General features: G+C 49.4%; 17 protein-coding genes. 1 reads left to right on the forward strand and 16 read right to left on the reverse strand.

Features of this window, described 5'->3' with window-relative positions:
- Positions 1–2 precede the first annotated feature (2 nt).
- Positions 3–2,114 (forward strand): site-2 protease family protein, encoded by a 2,112-nt coding sequence (locus ACNI23_RS03995; RefSeq protein ID WP_420246914.1) that lies wholly within the window; start codon positions 3–5, stop codon positions 2,112–2,114.
- A gap of 224 nt (positions 2,115–2,338) precedes the next feature.
- Here ACNI23_RS03995 and ACNI23_RS04000 read toward each other — a convergent pair whose 3' ends face one another.
- Genes ACNI23_RS04000 through ACNI23_RS04075 form a run of 16 tightly spaced genes read right to left on the reverse strand, consistent with a single transcriptional unit; the run spans position 2,339 to position 19,958 of the window.
- Positions 2,339–3,031, reverse strand: a complete 693-nt coding sequence (locus tag ACNI23_RS04000; RefSeq protein ID WP_420246915.1) for a helix-turn-helix domain-containing protein — start codon at positions 3,029–3,031, stop codon at positions 2,339–2,341.
- 54 nt (positions 3,032–3,085) lie between these two features.
- Positions 3,086–5,389: a zincin-like metallopeptidase domain-containing protein gene (locus ACNI23_RS04005; RefSeq protein ID WP_420246916.1), complete on the reverse strand. Its 2,304-nt coding sequence runs from the start codon at positions 5,387–5,389 to the stop codon at positions 3,086–3,088.
- 4 nt (positions 5,390–5,393) lie between these two features.
- Positions 5,394–5,606 carry a hypothetical protein gene (locus ACNI23_RS04010; RefSeq protein WP_420246917.1) on the reverse strand — a complete coding sequence of 71 codons (213 nt, stop codon included), beginning with the start codon at positions 5,604–5,606 and terminating at the stop codon, positions 5,394–5,396.
- A gap of 22 nt (positions 5,607–5,628) precedes the next feature.
- Positions 5,629–7,791: a DNA topoisomerase gene (locus tag ACNI23_RS04015; RefSeq protein WP_420246918.1), complete on the reverse strand. Its 2,163-nt coding sequence runs from the start codon at positions 7,789–7,791 to the stop codon at positions 5,629–5,631.
- Positions 7,792–7,794: 3 nt separating this feature from the next.
- A complete protein-coding gene (gene traF / locus ACNI23_RS04020; protein WP_420246919.1) occupies positions 7,795–8,433 on the reverse strand; it encodes a conjugative transfer signal peptidase TraF in 639 nt (212 codons plus the stop codon).
- Positions 8,430–10,052: a hypothetical protein gene (locus ACNI23_RS04025; RefSeq protein WP_420246920.1), complete on the reverse strand. Its 1,623-nt coding sequence runs from the start codon at positions 10,050–10,052 to the stop codon at positions 8,430–8,432. The genes traF and ACNI23_RS04025 overlap by 4 nt, the downstream gene beginning before the upstream one ends.
- Entirely contained in the window at positions 10,012–10,443 is a 432-nt protein-coding gene (locus ACNI23_RS04030) for a hypothetical protein (RefSeq protein ID WP_420246921.1), read from the reverse strand. The genes ACNI23_RS04025 and ACNI23_RS04030 overlap by 41 nt, the downstream gene beginning before the upstream one ends.
- The gene (locus ACNI23_RS04035; RefSeq protein WP_420246922.1) at positions 10,430–12,370 is read right to left on the reverse strand and encodes a type IV secretory system conjugative DNA transfer family protein; all 1,941 of its coding nucleotides are present in this window, start codon (positions 12,368–12,370) and stop codon (positions 10,430–10,432) included. Before ACNI23_RS04035 ends, ACNI23_RS04030 begins: the two co-directional genes overlap by 14 nt.
- Positions 12,371–12,372: 2 nt before the next feature.
- A complete protein-coding gene (locus ACNI23_RS04040; RefSeq protein WP_420246924.1) occupies positions 12,373–13,584 on the reverse strand; it encodes a TrbI/VirB10 family protein in 1,212 nt (403 codons plus the stop codon).
- A gap of 9 nt (positions 13,585–13,593) precedes the next feature.
- Complete coding sequence (locus ACNI23_RS04045) at positions 13,594–14,220, reverse strand: tail fiber protein (RefSeq protein ID WP_420246925.1); 627 nt, start codon at positions 14,218–14,220, stop codon at positions 13,594–13,596.
- A gap of 11 nt (positions 14,221–14,231) precedes the next feature.
- On the reverse strand, positions 14,232–15,371 hold the full coding sequence (pilV, locus tag ACNI23_RS04050; protein WP_420246926.1) for a shufflon system plasmid conjugative transfer pilus tip adhesin PilV: 1,140 nt from the start codon (positions 15,369–15,371) through the stop codon (positions 14,232–14,234).
- Positions 15,372–15,379: 8 nt separating this feature from the next.
- Complete coding sequence (gene pilM, locus ACNI23_RS04055; protein ID WP_420246927.1) at positions 15,380–15,817, reverse strand: type IV pilus biogenesis protein PilM; 438 nt, start codon at positions 15,815–15,817, stop codon at positions 15,380–15,382.
- Positions 15,814–16,803: an ATPase, T2SS/T4P/T4SS family gene (locus tag ACNI23_RS04060; RefSeq protein WP_420246928.1), complete on the reverse strand. Its 990-nt coding sequence runs from the start codon at positions 16,801–16,803 to the stop codon at positions 15,814–15,816. Before ACNI23_RS04060 ends, pilM begins: the two co-directional genes overlap by 4 nt.
- A gap of 12 nt (positions 16,804–16,815) precedes the next feature.
- Positions 16,816–17,289, reverse strand: a complete 474-nt coding sequence (locus ACNI23_RS04065) for a type 4 pilus major pilin (protein ID WP_420246929.1) — start codon at positions 17,287–17,289, stop codon at positions 16,816–16,818.
- A 10-nt stretch (positions 17,290–17,299) separates the two neighbouring features.
- On the reverse strand, positions 17,300–18,370 hold the full coding sequence (locus ACNI23_RS04070; protein WP_420246931.1) for a type II secretion system F family protein: 1,071 nt from the start codon (positions 18,368–18,370) through the stop codon (positions 17,300–17,302).
- A complete protein-coding gene (locus ACNI23_RS04075; RefSeq protein ID WP_420246932.1) occupies positions 18,357–19,958 on the reverse strand; it encodes a GspE/PulE family protein in 1,602 nt (533 codons plus the stop codon). Before ACNI23_RS04075 ends, ACNI23_RS04070 begins: the two co-directional genes overlap by 14 nt.
- Position 19,959 lies beyond the last annotated feature (1 nt).

The following is a 19,959-nucleotide window of genomic DNA, read 5'->3' on the forward strand; positions in this document are numbered from 1 at the left end:
TTATGATGCCAGGGGATACTCCCCTTCCGATTTTACGCCCGGATCTCGATATCATTCCGGGCCCGAAAGCCCACGACGGCTCACCCACAACGGTTGTTTATGATCCTCTTGCAAGATCATACAACCGTTTTTCGTGGTTTGAGTTTGCGGTGATCAGGTTGCTGGGGCAGCCGCGAACTCTGGATGAAGTGGTTGATTTACTGAAGCAGAATACAACCATGGACCCGACAGCTGAAGAAATTCTGAGCGTCTGTCAGGAGTTGATTCGGGAAGGGCTGACCGTAAACACACTTATTCAGCAGCCTGAGCAGCTTGAGAAAGAAGTGAAAGCCAGAACTCCGCATTGGTTCAAATGGCTGCTTCATCACTATCTGTACTTCCGCATTCCGCTTTTAAGGCCCGATGAATTTCTTGGGAAGACAATCAATCATGTTCGGCCGTTGGCATCTGCTGCGGCCTTTGCCATATATTTTCTTTGCGGAATTATGGGCTTGATTATGGTCGGCATGCGTCATGAGCAGTTCTTCCATACCTTCCAGTATTTTTTTAATTTCCAAGGATTGCTCTATTACGGCACAGCCATAACACTCGTAAAAATTATCCATGAGTTCTCGCACGCCTATACTGCCAAAGCTCATGGACTTCGAGTCCCGGTCATGGGCGTGGCCTTCATCGTACTCTGGCCGGTGGCCTATTGTGACGTAACTGATGCATGGCGTATCCCCAAACAGCGGAAGCGACTTCCGGTTGCCGCTGCCGGGATAGTCGCAGAACTGGTTATAGCTGGTTTCTGTCTCATGGGCTGGGCTTTCACTCAACCGGGATTGTTGAACAGTCTGTTTTTCGTAGTCTCAACGGCATCGCTCATTTCCACACTGCTGGTGAACCTGAACCCGGCTATGAGTTTTGATGGTTACTACATATTCATGGATGTGTCCGGCATCGATAACCTGCGTTCAAGAGCCTTCAATTACCTAAGATATTTATTTAGAACTTTCTGTCTAGGGATGAGCCTTACCGCTCCAGAAAAGCCCATAGGTTGGCGCAAATTTCTTTACGTCACATATTCCATATACTCATGGGCTTATCGCTTTTTTCTGTATATCGGTATCGCCGTGTTGGTTTATTACAAATTTACCAAACTGCTGGGGATCTTTTTGTTTCTGGTAGAAGTGTGGTGGTTTATCGCTCTGCCCATCGTTAAGGAGATTACGTCCGTGATAAAAATGCGCAAAATGCTTACATTCAATGCCCGATTGGCAGCCTCGTTGTTGCTGCTCACTTCGTTGGTAGCATGGCTTGTCTGGCCTCGTGCTCACACCCACCATTTTCCTGCTGTGGTCGAAGCACGTAATTTACAGCAGATTTATGCTCCTTTCTCTGGGGTAGTAACTAACATCAAGGGCAGCCGAGGGAAAGAAGTCAAAGCAGGCGATGAAATATTGAGCATAGCGTCTGTTCCCCTGCGGGCCGAGATAAGCGAGCTTTCTCTGCAAGAGAAGATTTTGGATAAAGAAGCACAACTTCTGTTCATCCAGCACAATTTTTCCGCTATTCCTGAGAAGGAGGAAGAAAAGCATCAAGTCGCTTCCAGATTGCAGGGAATAAAAAAGAGGCAGGAATTCTATAATATTTCCGCACAGGTTTCAGGGGTAATTACTGAATGGGATCGCAATCTTAAAGCAGGACAGCACGTTCGTCAGAATCAGGTTTTTGGCCGCATTGTTAATCCTGAAGATTTCTATTTCGCAGCCTATATTCCAGAAGACAAAGTAGACCTTCTATCTGAAGAAGGGACAGCTTTATTTTACCCGGAAACCGGAGCTGAAGCCATTCCGGGTACCATTATTAAGATTGGAAAGAGCAAAACCGACTCGACACGCCATATAGCCCTTACTTCACTTGCTTCAGGAGATATTCCGGCAACCCGGGATAGCTACGGCAACATTTCCTTACTAGAAGCGCGGTATGTGGTTGAAATCAGTCCAGATAGCACAATAGGACTACCGTTGGGAAAAAGCGGTAAAATGCGTATGCAGATGGTCCCTAGATCCTATCTGATTGACATGTGGCATAAAGTTTACCGGACTTTGGTGAGAGAGAGTAATTTTTAAAGGTAGTCGCAAAATTAGGCACTTATAATAAATAGCATAACGTGTTTAATTTTATTTCAAATTAACAGGAATCCCCCCTCAGAGTTTCCTGTTATCCAGTCATAGGCTTGCCCTTGATATTCCCAGTGCCGAGGGCTTTTTTCTCGGCGTATGAGCCGTGTTTCTCAATCATCACGTTTCCTGAATGATTTTGAATTGTTAATTACGGGTCATTTTTGCCATGTTTACTCCGCTGACTGGTTGGTTTTTATGTTGATTTTGTGTCCATGCCTACTGATTGCCGAACACCACCATTGGGCTGGCAGGGGCGGGAGGTAACCGCTTGATTCAGCAATTTTAAGGCAATCAAGTATAGTCTGCAAGCTCAGTGAGAATTTATGAAACTGGTCCTGAATTGCGAATACAAGTTCTGAATGATTGTCAATTGATGCTGTATTGTCTTTATCTTCAACTAGTTCAGCAGGGTTGTCGAATGGTTTGATGGTGTCTGGTATTTTTGACGTGTGCAGTTGTTCTAGAAAATTTGAAAGTCGTTTTTTTGAACTATTTGGTAACTCGACATCGTTGAGAGCGTTTTCGATCTCTGTTTTAAGTCCGGCAGTATTGTAGCCCTGATTCATGTAATTCATGAAGCTGAAGGTGTTATTTCCTGAAATTAACCAACTCAGGTCTACATTAATTTCGGATGCCAGCATATATAGGGAGCTACAGCTGATGCTATCCAGCATACCACTTTCATAACTAGTCAATGTATCTGTCCCTAATGAGGTCCGTCTTGAAAGTTCTGCGATACTGATTTTCTTTTCAGTCCTTGCCTGCTTCAGCCTTTGACCGATTTGTTTAGTAAGTTGCCTACGATATTCTTTGTGATGCCTTGAAAGACGATCAAGTAACTGCTGTGATGCTGTTCGTTTCATTTATATATTCTCGCTGTTGATTTTAAGCGGCCCCCCTCAGACCCGCTTGTTAATTTACATTGCCATAGCCTTAGCTGTCTGTTGCTTCTTAGCAACTTTATTTTGTTGTTTAAAAAGTCCGGAAAGCTGTCTCCTTACCTCTCCAAGCCCACTGGATTGATGCAGGTCATTGAAGTCGCTGAGACCTTGTCCTCGTTCCGCTTCGGTAAACTTGGGAACAATGGTTGTTCCACCGACAGCTCTAGCTGCTTTTTCGGCTTTTTCGACACCTACATTGTTATTCAGGTGATGGTCGTTGTCGCCTGCTATCACAATCTGGCATTGCGGGTAGCTTTCTTTCAGGGCTTTAGCTACTGGCTCAAGATTTGAAGCATCAAAAGCCACAATTGTTGGCTCATTAGTGGCCATATGCACGCTTGCAGCAGTGGCGTATCCTTCAGCGATAATAATTTTACCACTACCGTTGAACTTGTTTTCAGGATCAATTGCGTGGAACATACCTGCCTTAAGCCCTCCTTTTTCAAAGAGTTTGCCTTCCGGAGTTATGGTTTGAAGCGTGTGGATATGACCGCGTACGTCATGACCGGGTACAAGCAGATCCCCGCGCTCGTTGACCTTGACCCCGTAGGCCGGAACACCTTTTTTAGTAAGGTAGTCTTGCTGCTGGGTGGCCCAGTTGGCATTGGTCCACTTGGCAAAAGAACGCTTTGAAGCCTTTTCTCGCTGCTCGGCGAGGGCCTTCTCGCGCTCGATCCTTTTCTGGGCAGCTTGTGCCTTGATTTGGGATTTCTCTTCAGCGGTAAGTTCAAGGCCGTCAGCCTTCCAATTCATTTTCAGACCGGTTTTGTGGTTCTGAATGAATCCTGCAGGATGAGCATCAAGGAATCCTTTGTATGCGCCGTCTCTTGAATTGGGCTTGCCATCAATGACCGGCACGCGCTGGAGTGTTCCGTCCATGATCGGTTGCTGGCCGTGAAGATCAAGTCCTGCCTCCTGCAAGGCCTTGGCAAATTCTTGCACGGCGTTTGTCTGCGGAGCGTTGACCTTTTTCTTAGGCAGCCATTTGGCTAAGGGGTTGAGGTCTGTTCCGGTGGGAGCAAACCACAGCTTCTCGGATTTATCCCAGCGTGCGCCGAGCTTCTTGGCCTGTCCTTTTTCCCGGTAGGGGACATTGAGATAGGTTTTCTCTGTGGCAAGCCGGGGCTCTTGCTCTTTTTCCTTATGCTGCGCTGCGGCTTTGTTCTCCGGTAGCCATGCAGCGAATTTTTGGACGTCTTCTCCTTCTGGGGCGAACCACATCTTTTGGGTCTGGTCCCATTTGGCTCCCAGTTGCTTCGCTTGATTTTTCTCAGAGAAGGGTACTTTGAGCCAGGTCTTGCCGTTCTCCGGAACTCCATATTTTGATTCGCGCTGTTCCAGCTTTGCCTTGTCCGGGGCAGAAACTGACATGCCTTGCTCCTTTGTTGCTTCCTTGCCGCGTTCCTTCTCAAATCCTAGGGTGTAATCTTTGATCTTTTCAGCACTCTGGCAGGCCCGGACGATCTCGTAAGGATCTTCCTTCAGAACCTTGACCCAGCTTTTCACGTAACTGGCGTGTTGTTCCGGATTATGGCTGATGCCGAGTTCTGAACTGGTCATCCAGCTTGCGATTTCTGCGCGCAGTTCTTCTTTGGCGTAGATTTCCGAGCCGAAAGGACCGAATTCACGGTCCAGCCGTGATTCATGGCCAGTCCAGTGTCCCAGCTCGTGCAGGGCCGTGCTGTAGTATTTGTCGGGACTATCAAAGGCCGCGTGCGGGGGAAGATGAATTTCATCAGACGAAGGTCTGTAGAATGCTCGGTCGCGTTGATCATGGGTTATGTTTGCGCCGGAATTCTCCAGAATGGCTTCAGCTCGTTCGTCCGGATTCCACGAGATTTCCCGGCCATCCCATTCAGGTATTCCGTCAATCTGGCTGGCGTGGAAAACATTGGAGAAACGCAGGATTGGCTTCTCCAGTTGGATACGTTCGGCCTTTACGTTGCCATCTTCATCTCGTTCCGGCTTGCCGTCTTTGTCCTTCATAACGCTGACTTGGGACATCTGCCAAAAGACGATGGTCTGAGACTTTGAGCCCTTACGGACCTGCCAGCCTTTTGATTCAGCCTGTTTGTAGGTCATGAATCTAGGATCATTCAGTCCGTCTGAACTGAGCATGACCTGATTGATTCCCCGATAGATTGCTCCGGATACAGGGTTGAAAGCCGGCTGGAATTCACCAGCTTTCCATGGCCTTTGCCAGGGTGCGGTTCCCTTTTCCAGTTTATCGATGATGTCGTCGGCAAACCGCTGATAATATGGTGCCTTAGCTTTTGACATGCTGTCATTCCTCCGTTTCAATTTCTTCAGGGTCGAAGGGATCAAAAGAAGCGTCTTCCGCTTCTTCAAGCGTGAGCGCATCTTCTTCGAAGGCTCCCATGTGGTCGGCCAGTTCCGGATCAACCTCGATGGCAGCGCCGGGATTTTCAGTCATTTCCCGGTCGAGCTGGTTGGCTTGATCGTTCAGGTGTTTTTTGATTTCGTCGTTGTCGGGCATGTCTACTCCTTGGGTTTGTGGGTTAGTCTTCAAATTTAGGTTTCCCTTTCTCATCAAAGCAGCGGAATTTGCACTCAGGGAATCCACTGCAACTCCACCAGAACAAGCCTCTGCGCTTGGCAGGTCTGCGGATCAAACCTTTGCCGCAATCCGGGCATTTGTGTTCTTTGGATGTTTCAAGCTTCTTGGCAGGCTTGGTTTTGAGATCCGGCTTGCCTGCTTTGTTGGGAAAGGTTGCGTTGCAATCGGGATATGCGGAGCAGCCCCAGAACTTACCCTTCGGTCCTTTGCGGGGCTTCAGGAATCCGGTTTTGCATTTGGGGCATTGAACGGCGTTGCTCTTGATATTTATGCCTTCGCGTTTAACGCGTGCGATCTCCTGAGCAACGGAACCGTCCACCTCCTCGATGAGCTGGAGGTAATTCAGTTCCCCGGCTTCAATCTGCTTTTGCTTCTCGTGCCAGAGGGCGGTCATGTCCGGTTTGACTGCGAATTCCGGCAGGGCATCATGGAATTCTCGGCCCAGCTCGGTGCTGATTACCTTCTTGCTTTTCTCCGCCACAAAGCCACGTCTGAAGAGCGTTTCAATGTGTGAATCGCGTGTGGCTGGAGTGCCAATTCCGCCGGACTCGTCTTGCTTGTCGCTGTCCTTGTCCATGAACAGCTTCTTGATTTCAGGGTCGGTCACATACTTTGCGACCGAGGTGAGATCCTTGAGCAGGCTTTTCATGGTGTAGCGTGCCGGTGGCTTGGTGAATGACTTCACTGATTCGGCAGATTCTACGGTGCCGGAATCATTCTGCTGGAGCTTGTGCAGCTCCGGCTGCTTCTCGGCTTTTTTGTAATCTTTGAGATATTGCTCATCCAGCAGCCGCCAGCCCGGTGAACTGTTCAGCCTGCCTTCAGCCTTGAATTTGTGGCCGGCTATTTCCAGTTCCACTTTTGTGGCCACAAATTCTGCCGGAGGATAAAACTGGGCAACATAGAGCTTCACGATCAGTTTATAAATGCGCCGTTCGTCTTCGGTCAGCTTACCCAGCTCCGGAACATTCATGGTTGGAATTATGGAATGATGCGCAGTGACTTTCTTGGAATTGAAAGCCTTGGATTTGAGGTTCGGAGCAGCGTATTCGGCCATGTCTCCAAAAGCCGGAGTTAGAGCCTGCAACAGCTCCGGTGCTTCAGCGTGTCGCTCATCATTGAGGTAACGGCAATCACTGCGGTTGTAGGTGATCGCCTTATGCTGGTCGCGCAGCCGCTGGGTGATCTCCAGCACCTTTTTAGGCTTGTAGTTCCAAAGTCCGGCAGCATCGGCTTGTAAGGCCAGCAGGTTGTAGGGCAGGGGGGGATCATTCTTGCGCTCGGAAGTCTGCACGGAAAGAACCGTGGCCGGCTTGCCTTGAACTTCGTTGGCAATCTTTTTCCCAAAGACTGCATCCGCGATCCGGCCTTTTTCATCCACCGGCGCATCTTCGGCGGGAATATATTCGGCTTCAACCAACTGGCTAGGCATATCAATCTGTGCTTTGACAGTATGATAAGCCTGTTTTTCGTGTCCTTCATGGGCGCGGTCACGAGCCACCACTAAACCAAGGATTGGAGTCTGAACCCGGCCAACTGAAAGCACGCCCTGATAGCCTTTTTTCTGGGCCAGCGTGGAATAGCAGCGGGTCAGATTGTAGCCATACCGCTGATCACAAACCGCACGAGCCAGCGCGGACATGGACAGCCCATGGTATTTGCTGTTGTTCTCCATGTGCTCAAGAGCTTTGAGAATTGCAGAGCCGTTGTTGTCGTTGATCAGCAACCTTTTGGTCGGTTTTTCCAGTAAACCTGCAAACTCGATAACTTCATCGACCAGCCGCTGACCTTCCGGGTCCGGGTCGCCGGCATTGACCAGCTCGTCAGCTTGATGAGCGAGATCAATTATCTTTTTGAGATGGTCGACGTGTTTACTTTCCGGGGCATAGGTAACCGGCCATTTCATGGGCAGGGTATTCAGATCCCAGAGCTTGTAACGCTCGTCGTGTTCTTCCGGATCAGTCAGTCGCAGCACATGACCCCAGAGCCAAGTGATACGATCGCCGTTTACTTGAAAGGCTGCTCCGGTCGGCCTATCGGGGCCGCCCAGAGCTTGAGATATGGCTAAGGCCACATCTCGTTTTTCCGCGATGAATAGACGCATTTTTTACTCCTTGTTAAACAGGCTGTTAAAAAATGGTGAGATGCAAGGCGCAAGAAAAATACAAGGCCGAAGCGTATTTGACATACGCGAGGGTTTGGATTTTTCGCAGCAACGCAGCAGATCGCTGTTTTTCAACAGCCTGAAGGTTAAAATGGGTATGACCCTCCGTACTTGATCCATATCCACCAGCCCGAAGTAACGGCCATCAAAGCTGTTTTCGGTGTAGGTGGACAGGGCCAGACTTTTGGAAGAGGGGATAACAGTTGAATTCAGAAAAATTGGAAGTTGGCGGCCGTAGCGGTCGCTGGATCTTGCTTGTGTGTGCGGGAGCAGCTCGGAATTAATGCAGACTCCTTCAGCGGAGATATCAACCGAATCTCCGGGAAGGCCGGCTAATGTCTTGAGCAGCGGCCTGTTACCATTCAGGCCCAGATAGTTCCGCTCAAGGGAAATTTGGAAATAGGGATTGTCTTCAGTGATACTGAAGGTGATCAGGTCGCCCCGACCAGGCTTGCCGGGGACAATCTGGTAAATTCCATGGGGCATGGAATCAGTGAAGTTGAAGCGAAAGCCCAACTCATGCAGCAGAAAGACGACTCCCAGCGCATGGAGAAAGAACAGGATCAGCAGTAGTTTTTTCATGCTGCATCCCTGTTGATATTCTTGGTCCAGTAAGATTTACGCCATGAACGTTTTGTTGCCTCGGTACTGATGGGCATGGAGCAGAGAGCATCAATTTCTTGCAGCTCTTCAGGAGTCTGTTCAGACAACCATGCTTCAAATTTTTCATCACGGGCAGCCTGTTCAGCTTCTTTTGATTTCTTTTTGTCTAGCTCCTGCAATTCACGAATGACGGCTTTTTCTTTCTTGGCATTAGCAAGGGCCTGCTCGTTGGGAGTCAGGAAGCCCACAGGCCTACGCCATGTGCCTTTGCTATTCAGAGTCGCAAAGAGGTAATTGCAGGGGCCTTTGCGCGCTTCCGGGAAAGTGTCGTATTCCAGTTCCCATTCAGCGGCATGAAGGGAGTTCTCGATATCGAGGATTGTTTCATTGAAAGAAAGCCGGTGCTGAATGATCTGGCGGATCTGATCCGGACCGAATCTTTCTTCATGGAGTCGGGGCCAGAGGATCTGAAATTCGTCTGTGCTGATTGAAAGCAGTCTGCGCGCCCAACGTTCTTCTTCATTCTCTTCAGAACCAGATAGACTTTTTATCTGTCTATCTAATAGTACCGGGTTTTGATACCGATCAGCATTGGTATCAGGCTGCTGAGCTGAATTGCCTTCAGCCTTTGATTGGCAGGGCTTAACGGCTTGTTTGGCTGCTAAAATAGCATTGGTAACAGGATACCGATCATGTTTGGTATCAAGATCGGTATCATTGCGGTCATGATACCGGTCATGTTCGGTAACACCGTGTTGATACCGATCAGCATTGGTAACATCCTGAACCGGAAAGGCTTGCAATAGTTCCTTCATGCGTCCCATGGGATCGCTGTTCAGCTTTAGGATGATACCGAAGCGGGGGCCGCGTTCGTGTGTCCTTTTGGTGTATATGCCTGCTTCGTGTCCCTGTTTGATGACCCGCCTAGCTGTTACTTCGCTGCAATCTGCATCTCTGGCAATAGATTGAATTACAAGGGATATTTCATCCTGTTCAGTCTGGTCGGCAATTGATGAGATGATACCGAACACGCGCTTGCCCTGATCGGATAAGCGGGAAAAGAGAGTGTCTGTATTGTCGGCAAGGTTCAGTGATTGGGCTGTCTCGGCCTTTTGAACAGACCTGTTATCAAAGTTGATTTGATACCGGTCAGCATTGGTAACACCTTGCACCTGATACCGATCATGATCGGTATCAAGCAGTAGTCCATATTCCTGCTTGTATAGACTCAGGAAGAACTCGCAGCGTTCTTTATATAAGGTAATGATGCTTCCATGCCTGCGGCCAGCTTCATGATCCTCACGAAGGAAAAGTCCTGCCTTCTCTCCTTTAGGAAGACTGCGCAGGACACTCAATTTACTGCATTTTATACTGTGTTGCAGACTTGAAATCACAAAAGGAAACGGTTCATCCATAGTCGGCGCAGCTTGAATGAGGGCGGCAAGAATCCTTTTGCCGGTCACGGAAAGACGGTTGTAGAATCCGGCAATATCACGGCGCATAAGCTTTTTCAGATGATTGGTATCAGCTTGATTCTGATACTGATCACTGTAGTTACTAGAGCCCTGAGGTTCGTATTTTCGTGCCGTTGCATTCATGGACTGATTCCTTAGAAGTCAGGTCAGTTGAAATTAAATCGCCTGCGTTGATTTCTTTAGGCATTACGCAGAGATCATCACAGCCAGGGCAGCGTACTTGCTTGCCCATTTTCATGGCTCGGTGTTGACCAGGCTCTTTGCATTCTCCAAAGAGCGGTTTCAAGAACGGAATTCGTCCCTGATCCACTTTCACCAAGGCGCGTCCAGAAACTTGTTCCGGAGGCAAAAACATGTATGGAACGCGCCCATCTCCATGGCAGACAGGACAACCGGGACGACCTGTCTTTCTGCTTCCATTGGCAGCCATCCATGCGGCGCAGGCCGGACAGGTCCGGCAGGCCTCGCGCGGGAAGCGCACAGGGAGCAGTGTTTCAATTTCAGCATTCTTCATAGTCGGTAGTCTCTTCGATGAGCTCTTCCATCTCAGCATCCAGATTTATTGCCGGCTCATTAGGAATAGGTATTTCTTCAGCCGGATCATGAAGAATGTCTGATTGATCAGGGGCTGAAATCTTCGACCGCTCAAGGAATTTAGGATCAAGGAAGAAAAGGATTTGCTTGCCGTAGATAGGAGCAAAACCAGCGGGGAAGATAAGCATATCGCCTGCTTTGATTATCATTCCGTTATGATCCTTTTCCGCGCCGGGAAGTCGCATGCATTCGTCAGGAGTGAGCAGGGCGCGTTTTGCTTCGGAAACGCTTACGTTGGTTCTGCTTAATCGACCGGCTCTTGTGCCGGAAATTGAGGTTTTTCTTTGTACGACTGTTGCTTCACCGGTCATCTTGGAAAGGACTTGTGCTGTTTCAATTTTGTTAGGAGCGTAAGCCATGCGCAGATGGCAGTTGCTCATGATGGATTCTTCTTTTCCGTAAGCAGACTGGAGCTGTGTAAGATCCTGCACGATGATGTAGGCCTTGATTCCGTACCCGGCCATGAAAGCCAGGGCTCGTTCAAAGATTTCCATTTTGCCCAGGGAAGTGAACTCATCGAGCATAAGCAGAAGGCGATGCTTGTAGCCGGCTTTGACCGTTCCGTTTGAAAATTCCATTTCCTCAGTCAGCCGGCGCAGGACGATGTTCAGGATTAGCCGCACTAGCGGCCGCAAACGGTCAATATCAGAAGGACGAATGACCAGATAAAGTGAAACCGGCTGCTCGGAGTTCATGAGGTCGGCGATACGGAAATCGCATCCGGATGTAGATCTGCTGACAACCGGATCACGATAAAGAGCCATGTTCGCTACGGCAGTGGATACGACTCCGGAGAGTTCGGCATCGGCTTTGTTGAGCATTTCACGGGCTGCTGCAATGAATTTTCTGATGGCGACCTTTGAATCGAGATCCATTTCTTCGCCAAAGAGTTTTTCAAGCTGAGCTACATGATCTTCGTTCAGCATTTCCTCAAACAGCTCAGACATCTCTCTGCTTTCGTCGGCAAGCATTAGAGACAGATCATTTAAAGTGGCGTGTGTGCCGGCATTGATCCGGAAATAGATAAGGCAATGAAGGATCGTTCCCCCAAGAAATGAAAAAGCAGCTTTGTTCCAGTAGTCCCGCAAACCTTTACCGTCCGGGTCAACAATCATGCTGGCAATATTCTGGGCATCGGGAATGGCGTGGGGGCCACCAAGCCTGATCTCAGAAAGAGGATTGTAGCGCGCGGAGCTGCCAGTTGTGTCAGTGGGGTCAAATTTCATAACCTTATGCCCCTGAGCTTTGCGCCAGCCGGAAGTTAAAGCCCAGTTCTCGCCTTTAATATCAAGGACAATTGAACTTTCATTCCATGAAAGAAGAGTAGGCAGAACCAGACCGACACCTTTACCGGAGCGGGTAGGCGCGAAAGCCATGATGTGTTCCGGGCCGTTGTGACGTAAGTAGCGGAGTACTTTCTTATCTTGCCAGCCTCCTACGTAGACTCCGGAGCCTTCAAGCAGACCGGCTTTTTTGATTTCTTTTTTCTCGGCCCAATGCGCAGTTCCATGGATGTCATCAACACCTTTGGGCTTGCCGGAGAAAAGAGCGACCAAGCCCAATACAAATATTTGTGGAGCTACAAAAATGATAAGAGAAGTTGATATGATACGGTCAAGATACTCACTTGGCTGAACAATTTTTACCCAGTGAAAAATCATCCACGGCCAGTAGAATTGTTCATATGCAGTCTGACCAAGAGCCTTATGATGACCATATAGAATAGCAGTGTTCTGGGTGGCGTAGCCCATGGCGACGCAGGCCAGTACCAGGAGGAAAAGGAGATAAAGCAAACCGCTCCATTCACGTCCTTTCTTTTTACCAAGTCCGTATACGTTATTAGTCATCTTTAGATCCTGTATGGCTTGTAAGGACGCGCGAAAACTATGTCCTTGGTCACGACCATATTGAAACGTTTTCCCGGAGCGGTGCTGATAGCCGGCTTAATGGCCATGTTGCTCTGTAAAAGCGAAAGGGTGGACTGGCCGAGCTGGCTGGAGAGAGCCGAGCCGAGTTCATCCTGAAGACTGGGATTTTCGCTGGAAGATGAGCCTTTATTGAAGGAGTCCATAGCGAAGGCCATGCCGCCACTAATCAGGCTCATGATGGCAGAAGAGCCGAAGATGCGTAGATAGTGATTATCTACATCCCCGGAATAACCAGCATAGCCGCCGACATCGGTTCCGGGCATGATACCGAGGGTGATGGATGAGCCGTCTGGGAAGATAATTCTGTTCCAGGCAACAAGAACACGAGTCTGGCCGGCAGCGACTCTGGAGTCATAAACCCCGATCATGCGCGCACCTTGCGGTATGAGCATGTATTGCCCGGTGGCGGTGTCGTAGATATTCTGGCTGACCTGCCCGATTATCTGGCCGGGGAGATCCGAGTTGATGCCGGTGATCATTATCCCGGCAATGACTGATCCGGTTTTTAACTCGAACTGTTTACCGGGAACCCGCTCATAAGGGAGTTGCCAAGAACCGTCTTTTGCTGCGCGACTATTGAGGAAGGCTTCTTTGTCCTTTTGGTCATTACCTTCAGTTGGAGCAGTATTGGACATGTTCGGTAAGGTTATGGGGTGGCGTGAGCGAACATCGCCAATGTCAGTTTGTATGACTTTGACGTTTTTCTTTTCCGGCATGGAAGCTTGGATCTTGAGCGGAGCAGCGAGGGCCGCTTTCATCCGCTCAAGTTTGAATGTCCGCAGTTCCTGAAGCTCTTTTATATGCTGCTTTTCAGCTTCGGTTGGTTCGATCGGGCGAACAACCGTAACTGAGACTTTATCTTGAGCCGGTTGCTTTTTTTCTTCTTTCTTTTCCTCTTTGGGAGGGACCGAAAGACCGAATGTCTCAGGTTCGGTCAAGGTTTGCCTGAGATCCGATTCGGTCACAGCGGCTTTTTCTTCTTTTGCCGCTTTGTTTTTCTTGCTGGAGTTGTAAAGCGAGTATGCCATGACGGAGACAATCATCATTGCCATAACAACGCAGATGATAATTATCCTGTTATTACGTTTGCCGCTCATAGACTGCTGTACAAGGCTGTTAGGAGAATCTGACATGATGTAATCCTATTGTGCCTTGATGATGTACATGAGGGCTACGTTGCGCGGACGGTTCTCGTCAGCATCTCCAGCAGTAGTTGATGTGCCGGTCCCTGAGCCAGAAAATGGAAAGTTTAAGTATGCTGGACTACTCGTTTTGCTGTAGCCAATAAGAGTTTGGCCCCCACCAGAATTAGGATTACGATAAGTTATACGGACATTTCCAGATACAGTGATAGTGGTCTGATGCGAATGTTTTTCCATTGCGTCAGCTTGTGCACTTCCAAGTGTCCGGCCTGCATCTACACCGCGACCGCTGTCCAAACCTCGGATAAATTCTCCGCGTAAGTCAGGAACATTTGCGCCCACTACGGCAGCAAGTTCAGGGTGTCCGGCTGTCGATTGGCCGTTGCATTCCAGCCAGCCGACAGGGGGAGTGTCTCCTCTATATGCGGCGACTGCTCCAATCGGGTAGTCGCTGGCAGCGCGAGCCTGAACAGCAACGGACGTAGGATTGAAGCTTGTTGCATCTCCTGCAAAAGCGTTGGGTGCGTAATTGAGGGCAATCAGTACCGCCACCAGCAGAGCGATGCAGGCGGAAACTGCCATGACAAGAGTTCTGAATGACATTGGCCTTTTTTCTTCTGTCTTCATGATATTCTCCTTTAGTTACAGGTGGTCAGCACCATTACTCTGCCGTATCCGGCGGGAGGGGATACCCATGTATCTGTGACGTCTTTGATGCGCAGATGAACGCGCCAGTTGTCTCCTTCATCCGTTGCCCATGACTGAACAGCTACGAAGGCTTGCGACTCTGGTCCCTCAGCAAAGACTGCCGGAGCCACGAAAATTTGCGGTACTGAAGTAACGCCCGGAGGGCAGGTCGGTTTGGGAATCAGCTCACCGTTTGTGGCGTAGGTCGCATCTTTGAAAAGTTGGGAATTGCCGGTATCGGCGAGGAGTTGCGGTTCTCCTTTGCGGCAGATGTAAAGACCGACGGCTGAATCAAAGAAGACACGGCCTTCTTTTTCCGGATCTCCGCAAAAGCCGGTTGCATCGATGTCAGCGATGGTGTGCTCTTCGAATTGGATTTCCTTCACATTCTCAATGGCGTGGTCGGTCATATCCAGCTCGGTGGACATTTCATTCAGCTCCGGATGACCGGGAACTTCCACGCGGTAGAGGAAATCTTGACTGAGATCGCCTTCACGCAGGAAAGCACGTCCGCCGATGTGGCCGGGACTTGGAACCGGGATATTTGTGCTGGCAAGATTCACGGTCCAGCCACCGTAGGAGCCGCGCAGCTCGGTTGAGCTTTGGCCGGGCAGGTCTCCAGTGGGGATGTAGCCACCAGCACCGCCGACCATGGCAGCGGCTGAAGGAGCTGAAGCAGTGCCGAAACTTTTGTCATTTGCGGCCGTGCGTCCGTCGTAAGTCAGGACGATGACTTGCAGATCGTCGGTGTTGGGTTCGAGTACATAAATTCCGTACCGCTGCCCCCAGCCGTTACGGTCTTGGAATCCTGAAGGCAGGAAGTTTCCGGAACGGAGCTGGGCCATGGTCACAGTAGTTGCACTGCTGGCTGAGGATGAACTGATCAAATCCGCATAGTGCTCTTTTGCATAATCAGAAGCCGCATCAAGCATTGTTGCGAGATGGCTGCTGACATTCTTTTCATTCACATACTGAAAGCCACGATCCATCATGTCCGAAAGCATGGGGACCATCAGGGCAATGATGAATAGTGCGGCAATCGCATCCACCATGCCCATTCCGGATTGTTTATTTTTAGGGTTAATCTTCATCTTTGCTCCTATGGGGTGATCACGCTGACGATGTTGCCGTTAGGTATGAATGTAGGCAGGGCTATGCCGGTTCCATGGGTGTTAACCAGTGACCCGTTGCGCTTGATTCCTACTGCATAGGAATTCATGAACAGCTTCATAATTTCCGCTGCTTCGCCTTCTTTGATTGGACCCCAGATGTATAAATTCCCGCCGTCTGGTCGGTTGGTCCACGCACGCATGGATTTCCAACCGGACGGCAGGTCAAGGAGTGATATGGGAATGGGGATTCCTGTGAAAGCGTTGGGGCGGGCTATGGCAAACTCATTCACTGCGTTGCGGTAGACGCCGAAATTAACAGCTACTGCACGCGCTTGAGGCTCATTGGAATGAGTGGTCAGAAGCGTTTCCGGTGTGACCATTGTCAGCACGCCAAGCAGGGTGAAGAGTGCTGCGAGGGTCTTCATATGGAACCGATCCCCATGAACTGAATTGTGTTTTCCTGTTCACGCATTTCTTCCTGTAGGCCGATCATTTCACCGTTTTTGATCTTGGCGCGCAGGCCTGCATATTTGTCAGTGAACGGAGCCAGCAGGAATTGGGGAACTTTAAGAAACTTCTTGCCGTCCTCACCTTCTTCAAGCTGTTGATGCACAACGGCAAGGAGTCCCTGAGCAAGGTTCTGGCTGGCTATTTCCCCGTCGATTTCGCGGGCCATAGTCACCAGCCGATCAAGGGCGGTTACGAGATCGAAACCATGCATGGTTGCGATGACAATTTGTTTGTCTGAACCAAGGCAGACCCGCAGGGCCTCGCTTGCTGCGTGTTTGCTGCGGATCTCGCCGATGTAGATGATGTTGGGGGATGCGAAACGGTGCGACCGTTCAATGCCTTCAGCCAGATCCTCTTCGCGTTCGATCTCAGCTTGAAAGCAGAAACCGAATTCGCCGTGCTTGCCATCAAGAGGCATTTCAGCAGGGTTTTCAAAGCTGACTCCATGGCCGCCTAACGTTGCAAGACGGGTTGCCACCAGTGAGGAAGCGCTGAATGTTTTGCCGGAGGCCTGCGCGCCGGTGAAAAGCACCAGACCTTTGCTCTGTTCTTCAGCAAGAAGCCACTGCGCAATTGGTTCCGGCATACCGATCTTGTTGAAGTTTTCAACCTGCTCCTGAATGCGGCGCAGGAAGAAAACCTTGCCGCTTCCCCAGTCCACGCCTTCATACAGGGCGACCCGGTAGCCGATATCTTCATGAATGACCCGGAAAGTGTGTCTTTCACTCTCTTCATGGACTTTGAGGACTTTTTCATGAAGGAGTTTAATTTCCTTCTTGATCCCGTCCTCGCAGGGAACAAGTTTCTGGCCGCAGCTATCGCAGCCTTTCATGAAAGCCTCCCCGCTTTCATGAAGAATTAAATCTGTGAATGATGCACTTTTGAGTTTCATGAGTTCCATTGAGAGCCTCTGTTAGTTGGAGGTGAAGACGATGGTGTTGCTGTCCTGAAGATTGTCGTTGATAGCTGAGATCACTCCAGATTCCAGATCAATTTCAACTCCGTTTATAGAAAGAGCTTCCCATGATCCTGACCTTGCCAATTTTACGCAGGCATACTTCGGAATATCGTTTTGTGTGATCACGAAGGTTGTCGGATCAGCTCCGGCAGCAAGGGTCACAAGTCCGTTCCATACGTTGCGAACATCTCCATTGCTTTTGAGCATTTCGTCCGGGACAATCTCATTGTTGACTGCAACAGCAGTAGTAAGCCCTGTAAAATCAGGTTCTCCCTTGTAGAGGTTTTTGGCATCAAGACGAAAAGTCGAAAGGTTCTGTACAGCTCTATTTATTTTGTCACTTTCAATCGCTTTCTTAGTCATCAATATTGAGCCTCCAACTACGAGAATGGCTATGAGCAGGCAGCTAAGTGTTTCAAGTAAGGTCATTTTTTTCTCCTTAATAAGTTATGGTTTGACCGAGTTGTTGGTAAATTGAAGAAAGAGCTAAAACTACATTTGACACAATGAAGGTCATGCATATGATGCAAAAATAGCTAATAATTTGAGCCTGTTTTTGTACGTTTTCAATCCCTTCAGCCAGCATTTCCTCAGCTATGAGGTGCAGCTGGCTATCGAAGTTGGGAAGTCGTGAGTAAATGCGCAGGTCCTCAATGATTTCTATGGTCGGAAACTGGTAGCCGGAATCGTCCAATGCCTGTCCGAGCCCTTTACCGAGATTGAGCTGGGCCTTTACAGACTGGAGCCGTTCTTTGAGCCATGGACTTGTGCCCGGAGTGGACATCATTTCATTGATAGCTTGTGAAAGCTGGATTCCCGATTTCATGAGAGTTGAAAGGGTGAAGAGCCAGAGGCTACCGATGATTAGCCGATAGAAGGACCATGGCGGAAGTGAGTCAAAGCGCACGCGTATTTTACCGGTCCAGACTTTGATGGTCGCCAGCGAGAGCAGGAAAGCCACGATGATTCCAACGAGAAGAATTGTTCCCGCAGTGGAGTCAATAAAGTTGGATACTTGGTAGAGAGCTTTTGCTCCACTTTCCCAGTGTTCTGGGTTGGAAAGTTGAGCAAATTTGGGCATGGCAAATCTGGAGATAACCAGTAGTAGGACAACTAATGCGCACATCCATAGCGTGGGTTTAGTCAAAGCTTTACGCATGGAGTTGATGATCTTTTTCCGGGCCTGAATTAAGCGCACGGCAAGATCAAGAGCTTCATATAGTTTGGCGGAATTGACTCCGCTGTTGATAAGCATGACCTCTTCAGCGGGAATGAATCCGTGCATTGCTTCATCAAGCTTACTGCCGGAATCCAGCCTGGAGGATACTTCTGCTAACACACGGGCTAAGGGACTCCGCTGTTTGGCATATCTTTCTTGCAGTTCCGTAATACTGTCTACCGCGCTCACACCGTGGCGGGTCAGGGCAGCCAGCTTTCTGTAGAAACGGATACGCACTGACTCCCCGAAGAATAATCGGGAAATGATTATGGTCAGATCAGTTTGCTGCATTCGGAGCCTCCACTGTCTGAGATCCGGCCAGCTCATCTAGGTCTGATGCGGATAGGTTGAAGTCGTCAAAGGCCTTGGCGTAGTTCAACGGAACTCCAAGTCTTTTTTCGGTGAGGTATGGGTCAATAAGGCCCTGTTCAACGAGATCTATTGCATGATTCACAAAGGTCTGGCCGTTTTGTTCATAACGCCAGTGCTTGTATGCCCCTTCGGTGTTCCCTGCCCGGATGTTGCGCAGGATCACATGGTCGGTGGTGACTATTTCAGAGGCTACAGTTTGGCCGATGATTCCCATTCCGGCGCATTCTTTACATCCTTCTCCCCTGATATGGACGTTCTCCATTTCATTTACTGCTCTGAAAAGGCGGTTCAGTACCGGCTTTGGTAGGTTTTTACGGCGTAGTTCGTTATCTTCCGCAAGTTTGGTAATTTCCCTGATGGGCATTTTGCAGTGAGGGCAGAGCACCGGCACAAGTCGCTGATGGTGCAAACCGGAAAGAACCGTGTGGTCGCAGAGATATTCAAGCGGGTCCGGGTAATTGGCTGCGCGAAGCAGGGAAACCATTCTCTGGATGATCCCGAAGGCACTGTTTGCATGGACTGTGGTCCATACCCCATGACCGGTCTGGGCTGCATCAAGAGCTGCTGCAGCTGCTTCGGCGTAGCGGATCTCACCGATCATGATCACATCCGGGTCACAGCGCATTAAGCCGGCTATGCCTCTGCTGTATTCTTCGCCCCGCTTTCCTTTGTCTCCAGTCCTGACCCTGATCTGTTTGATTCTCTCAAGCGGATATTCCACCGGATCTTCAACCGCCAGAAAGTTCTTTTCCGGATTGTCCCTGGCCATACTTTCCATGATGTGTTTCAGCGCGGTTGATTTACCCGCACCAGTCGGTCCGGAAAGGAGTACTAGTCCTGAACGCTGGGTAAGGAACTGGAACCGACGTATATGCCTTTCCGAATAACCGAGTGTTGCCAGTCTTTCTTGAAGATTACCCTTGGCCGTGGTGCGGTCATAAAGCAGTCGCAGTGCCATCTCCGTTCCGCTTCCGTTTTGTGCCATAGCCTCTTCAAGGGATTCAGTGTGGATACGTATAGAATGAACGTCGTTGGGAAGATACTCTCGGTTTGAAATTCTGGCATCCTGACTTTCAGTGGCCACAAATGTCGAATCTGCCTGGTTGGACATTGTTTGATAAATGGCGACGATGATCTTCCGGCCTGTTTCCCCCATCAGTTGTTTGTAGTCCTGAACCATTCCCAGTTTACGGAATGTTATGGAGGTAAATGGGCCATGATCTGTGATATGAATATCCGAGGCTCCCTGTTCGTGAGCTTCAGCAATTATCTGAATGGCCAGTTTCTGGATGTCACTGTTTGTTTCTGCTCTGGTGAAGTGTTTATTACGCAATTTCTGAAATTCGTCGGACTTCATCCTTTCCATTTCAGTAAAACCCTTACGGGCTGCGTAGCTGAGAAAAGACATAAGAGTTGCATCATCTTCCACTTCTGAAGAGATGATAATTTTGCCGTCCAGAAACAGAACCCGTTCCTGAAGGCTTGCGGGGATTTCAGTTTCAGTCATC

It is taken from the genome of Maridesulfovibrio pacificus (SeqCode) (assembly GCF_048612815.1).
In the GTDB taxonomy this organism is placed as follows: Bacteria; Desulfobacterota; Desulfovibrionia; order Desulfovibrionales; family Desulfovibrionaceae; genus Maridesulfovibrio; species Maridesulfovibrio pacificus.

Excerpts from the sequence above, each read along its gene's own strand:
- ACNI23_RS04000 (WP_420246915.1), bottom strand. The coding sequence starts at position 3,031 with ATGAAACGAACAGCATCACAGCAGTTACTTGATCGTCTTTCAAGGCAT.
- pilM (WP_420246927.1), bottom strand. The coding sequence starts at position 15,817 with ATGAAGACCCTCGCAGCACTCTTCACCCTGCTTGGCGTGCTGACAATG.
- ACNI23_RS04065 (WP_420246929.1), bottom strand. The coding sequence starts at position 17,289 with ATGACCTTACTTGAAACACTTAGCTGCCTGCTCATAGCCATTCTCGTA.
- pilV (WP_420246926.1), bottom strand. The coding sequence starts at position 15,371 with ATGAAGATTAACCCTAAAAATAAACAATCCGGAATGGGCATGGTGGAT.
- ACNI23_RS04040 (WP_420246924.1), bottom strand. The coding sequence starts at position 13,584 with ATGTCAGATTCTCCTAACAGCCTTGTACAGCAGTCTATGAGCGGCAAA.
- traF (WP_420246919.1), bottom strand. The coding sequence starts at position 8,433 with ATGAAAAAACTACTGCTGATCCTGTTCTTTCTCCATGCGCTGGGAGTC.
- ACNI23_RS04045 (WP_420246925.1), bottom strand. The coding sequence starts at position 14,220 with ATGAAGACAGAAGAAAAAAGGCCAATGTCATTCAGAACTCTTGTCATG.
- ACNI23_RS03995 (WP_420246914.1), top strand. The coding sequence starts at position 3 with ATGATGCCAGGGGATACTCCCCTTCCGATTTTACGCCCGGATCTCGAT.
- ACNI23_RS04030 (WP_420246921.1), bottom strand. The coding sequence starts at position 10,443 with ATGAAGAATGCTGAAATTGAAACACTGCTCCCTGTGCGCTTCCCGCGC.
- ACNI23_RS04070 (WP_420246931.1), bottom strand. The coding sequence starts at position 18,370 with ATGCAGCAAACTGATCTGACCATAATCATTTCCCGATTATTCTTCGGG.
- ACNI23_RS04005 (WP_420246916.1), bottom strand. The coding sequence starts at position 5,389 with ATGTCAAAAGCTAAGGCACCATATTATCAGCGGTTTGCCGACGACATC.
- ACNI23_RS04060 (WP_420246928.1), bottom strand. The coding sequence starts at position 16,803 with ATGGAACTCATGAAACTCAAAAGTGCATCATTCACAGATTTAATTCTT.
- ACNI23_RS04015 (WP_420246918.1), bottom strand. The coding sequence starts at position 7,791 with ATGCGTCTATTCATCGCGGAAAAACGAGATGTGGCCTTAGCCATATCT.
- ACNI23_RS04025 (WP_420246920.1), bottom strand. The coding sequence starts at position 10,052 with ATGAATGCAACGGCACGAAAATACGAACCTCAGGGCTCTAGTAACTAC.
- ACNI23_RS04035 (WP_420246922.1), bottom strand. The coding sequence starts at position 12,370 with ATGACTAATAACGTATACGGACTTGGTAAAAAGAAAGGACGTGAATGG.
- ACNI23_RS04075 (WP_420246932.1), bottom strand. The coding sequence starts at position 19,958 with ATGACTGAAACTGAAATCCCCGCAAGCCTTCAGGAACGGGTTCTGTTT.
- ACNI23_RS04010 (WP_420246917.1), bottom strand. The coding sequence starts at position 5,606 with ATGCCCGACAACGACGAAATCAAAAAACACCTGAACGATCAAGCCAAC.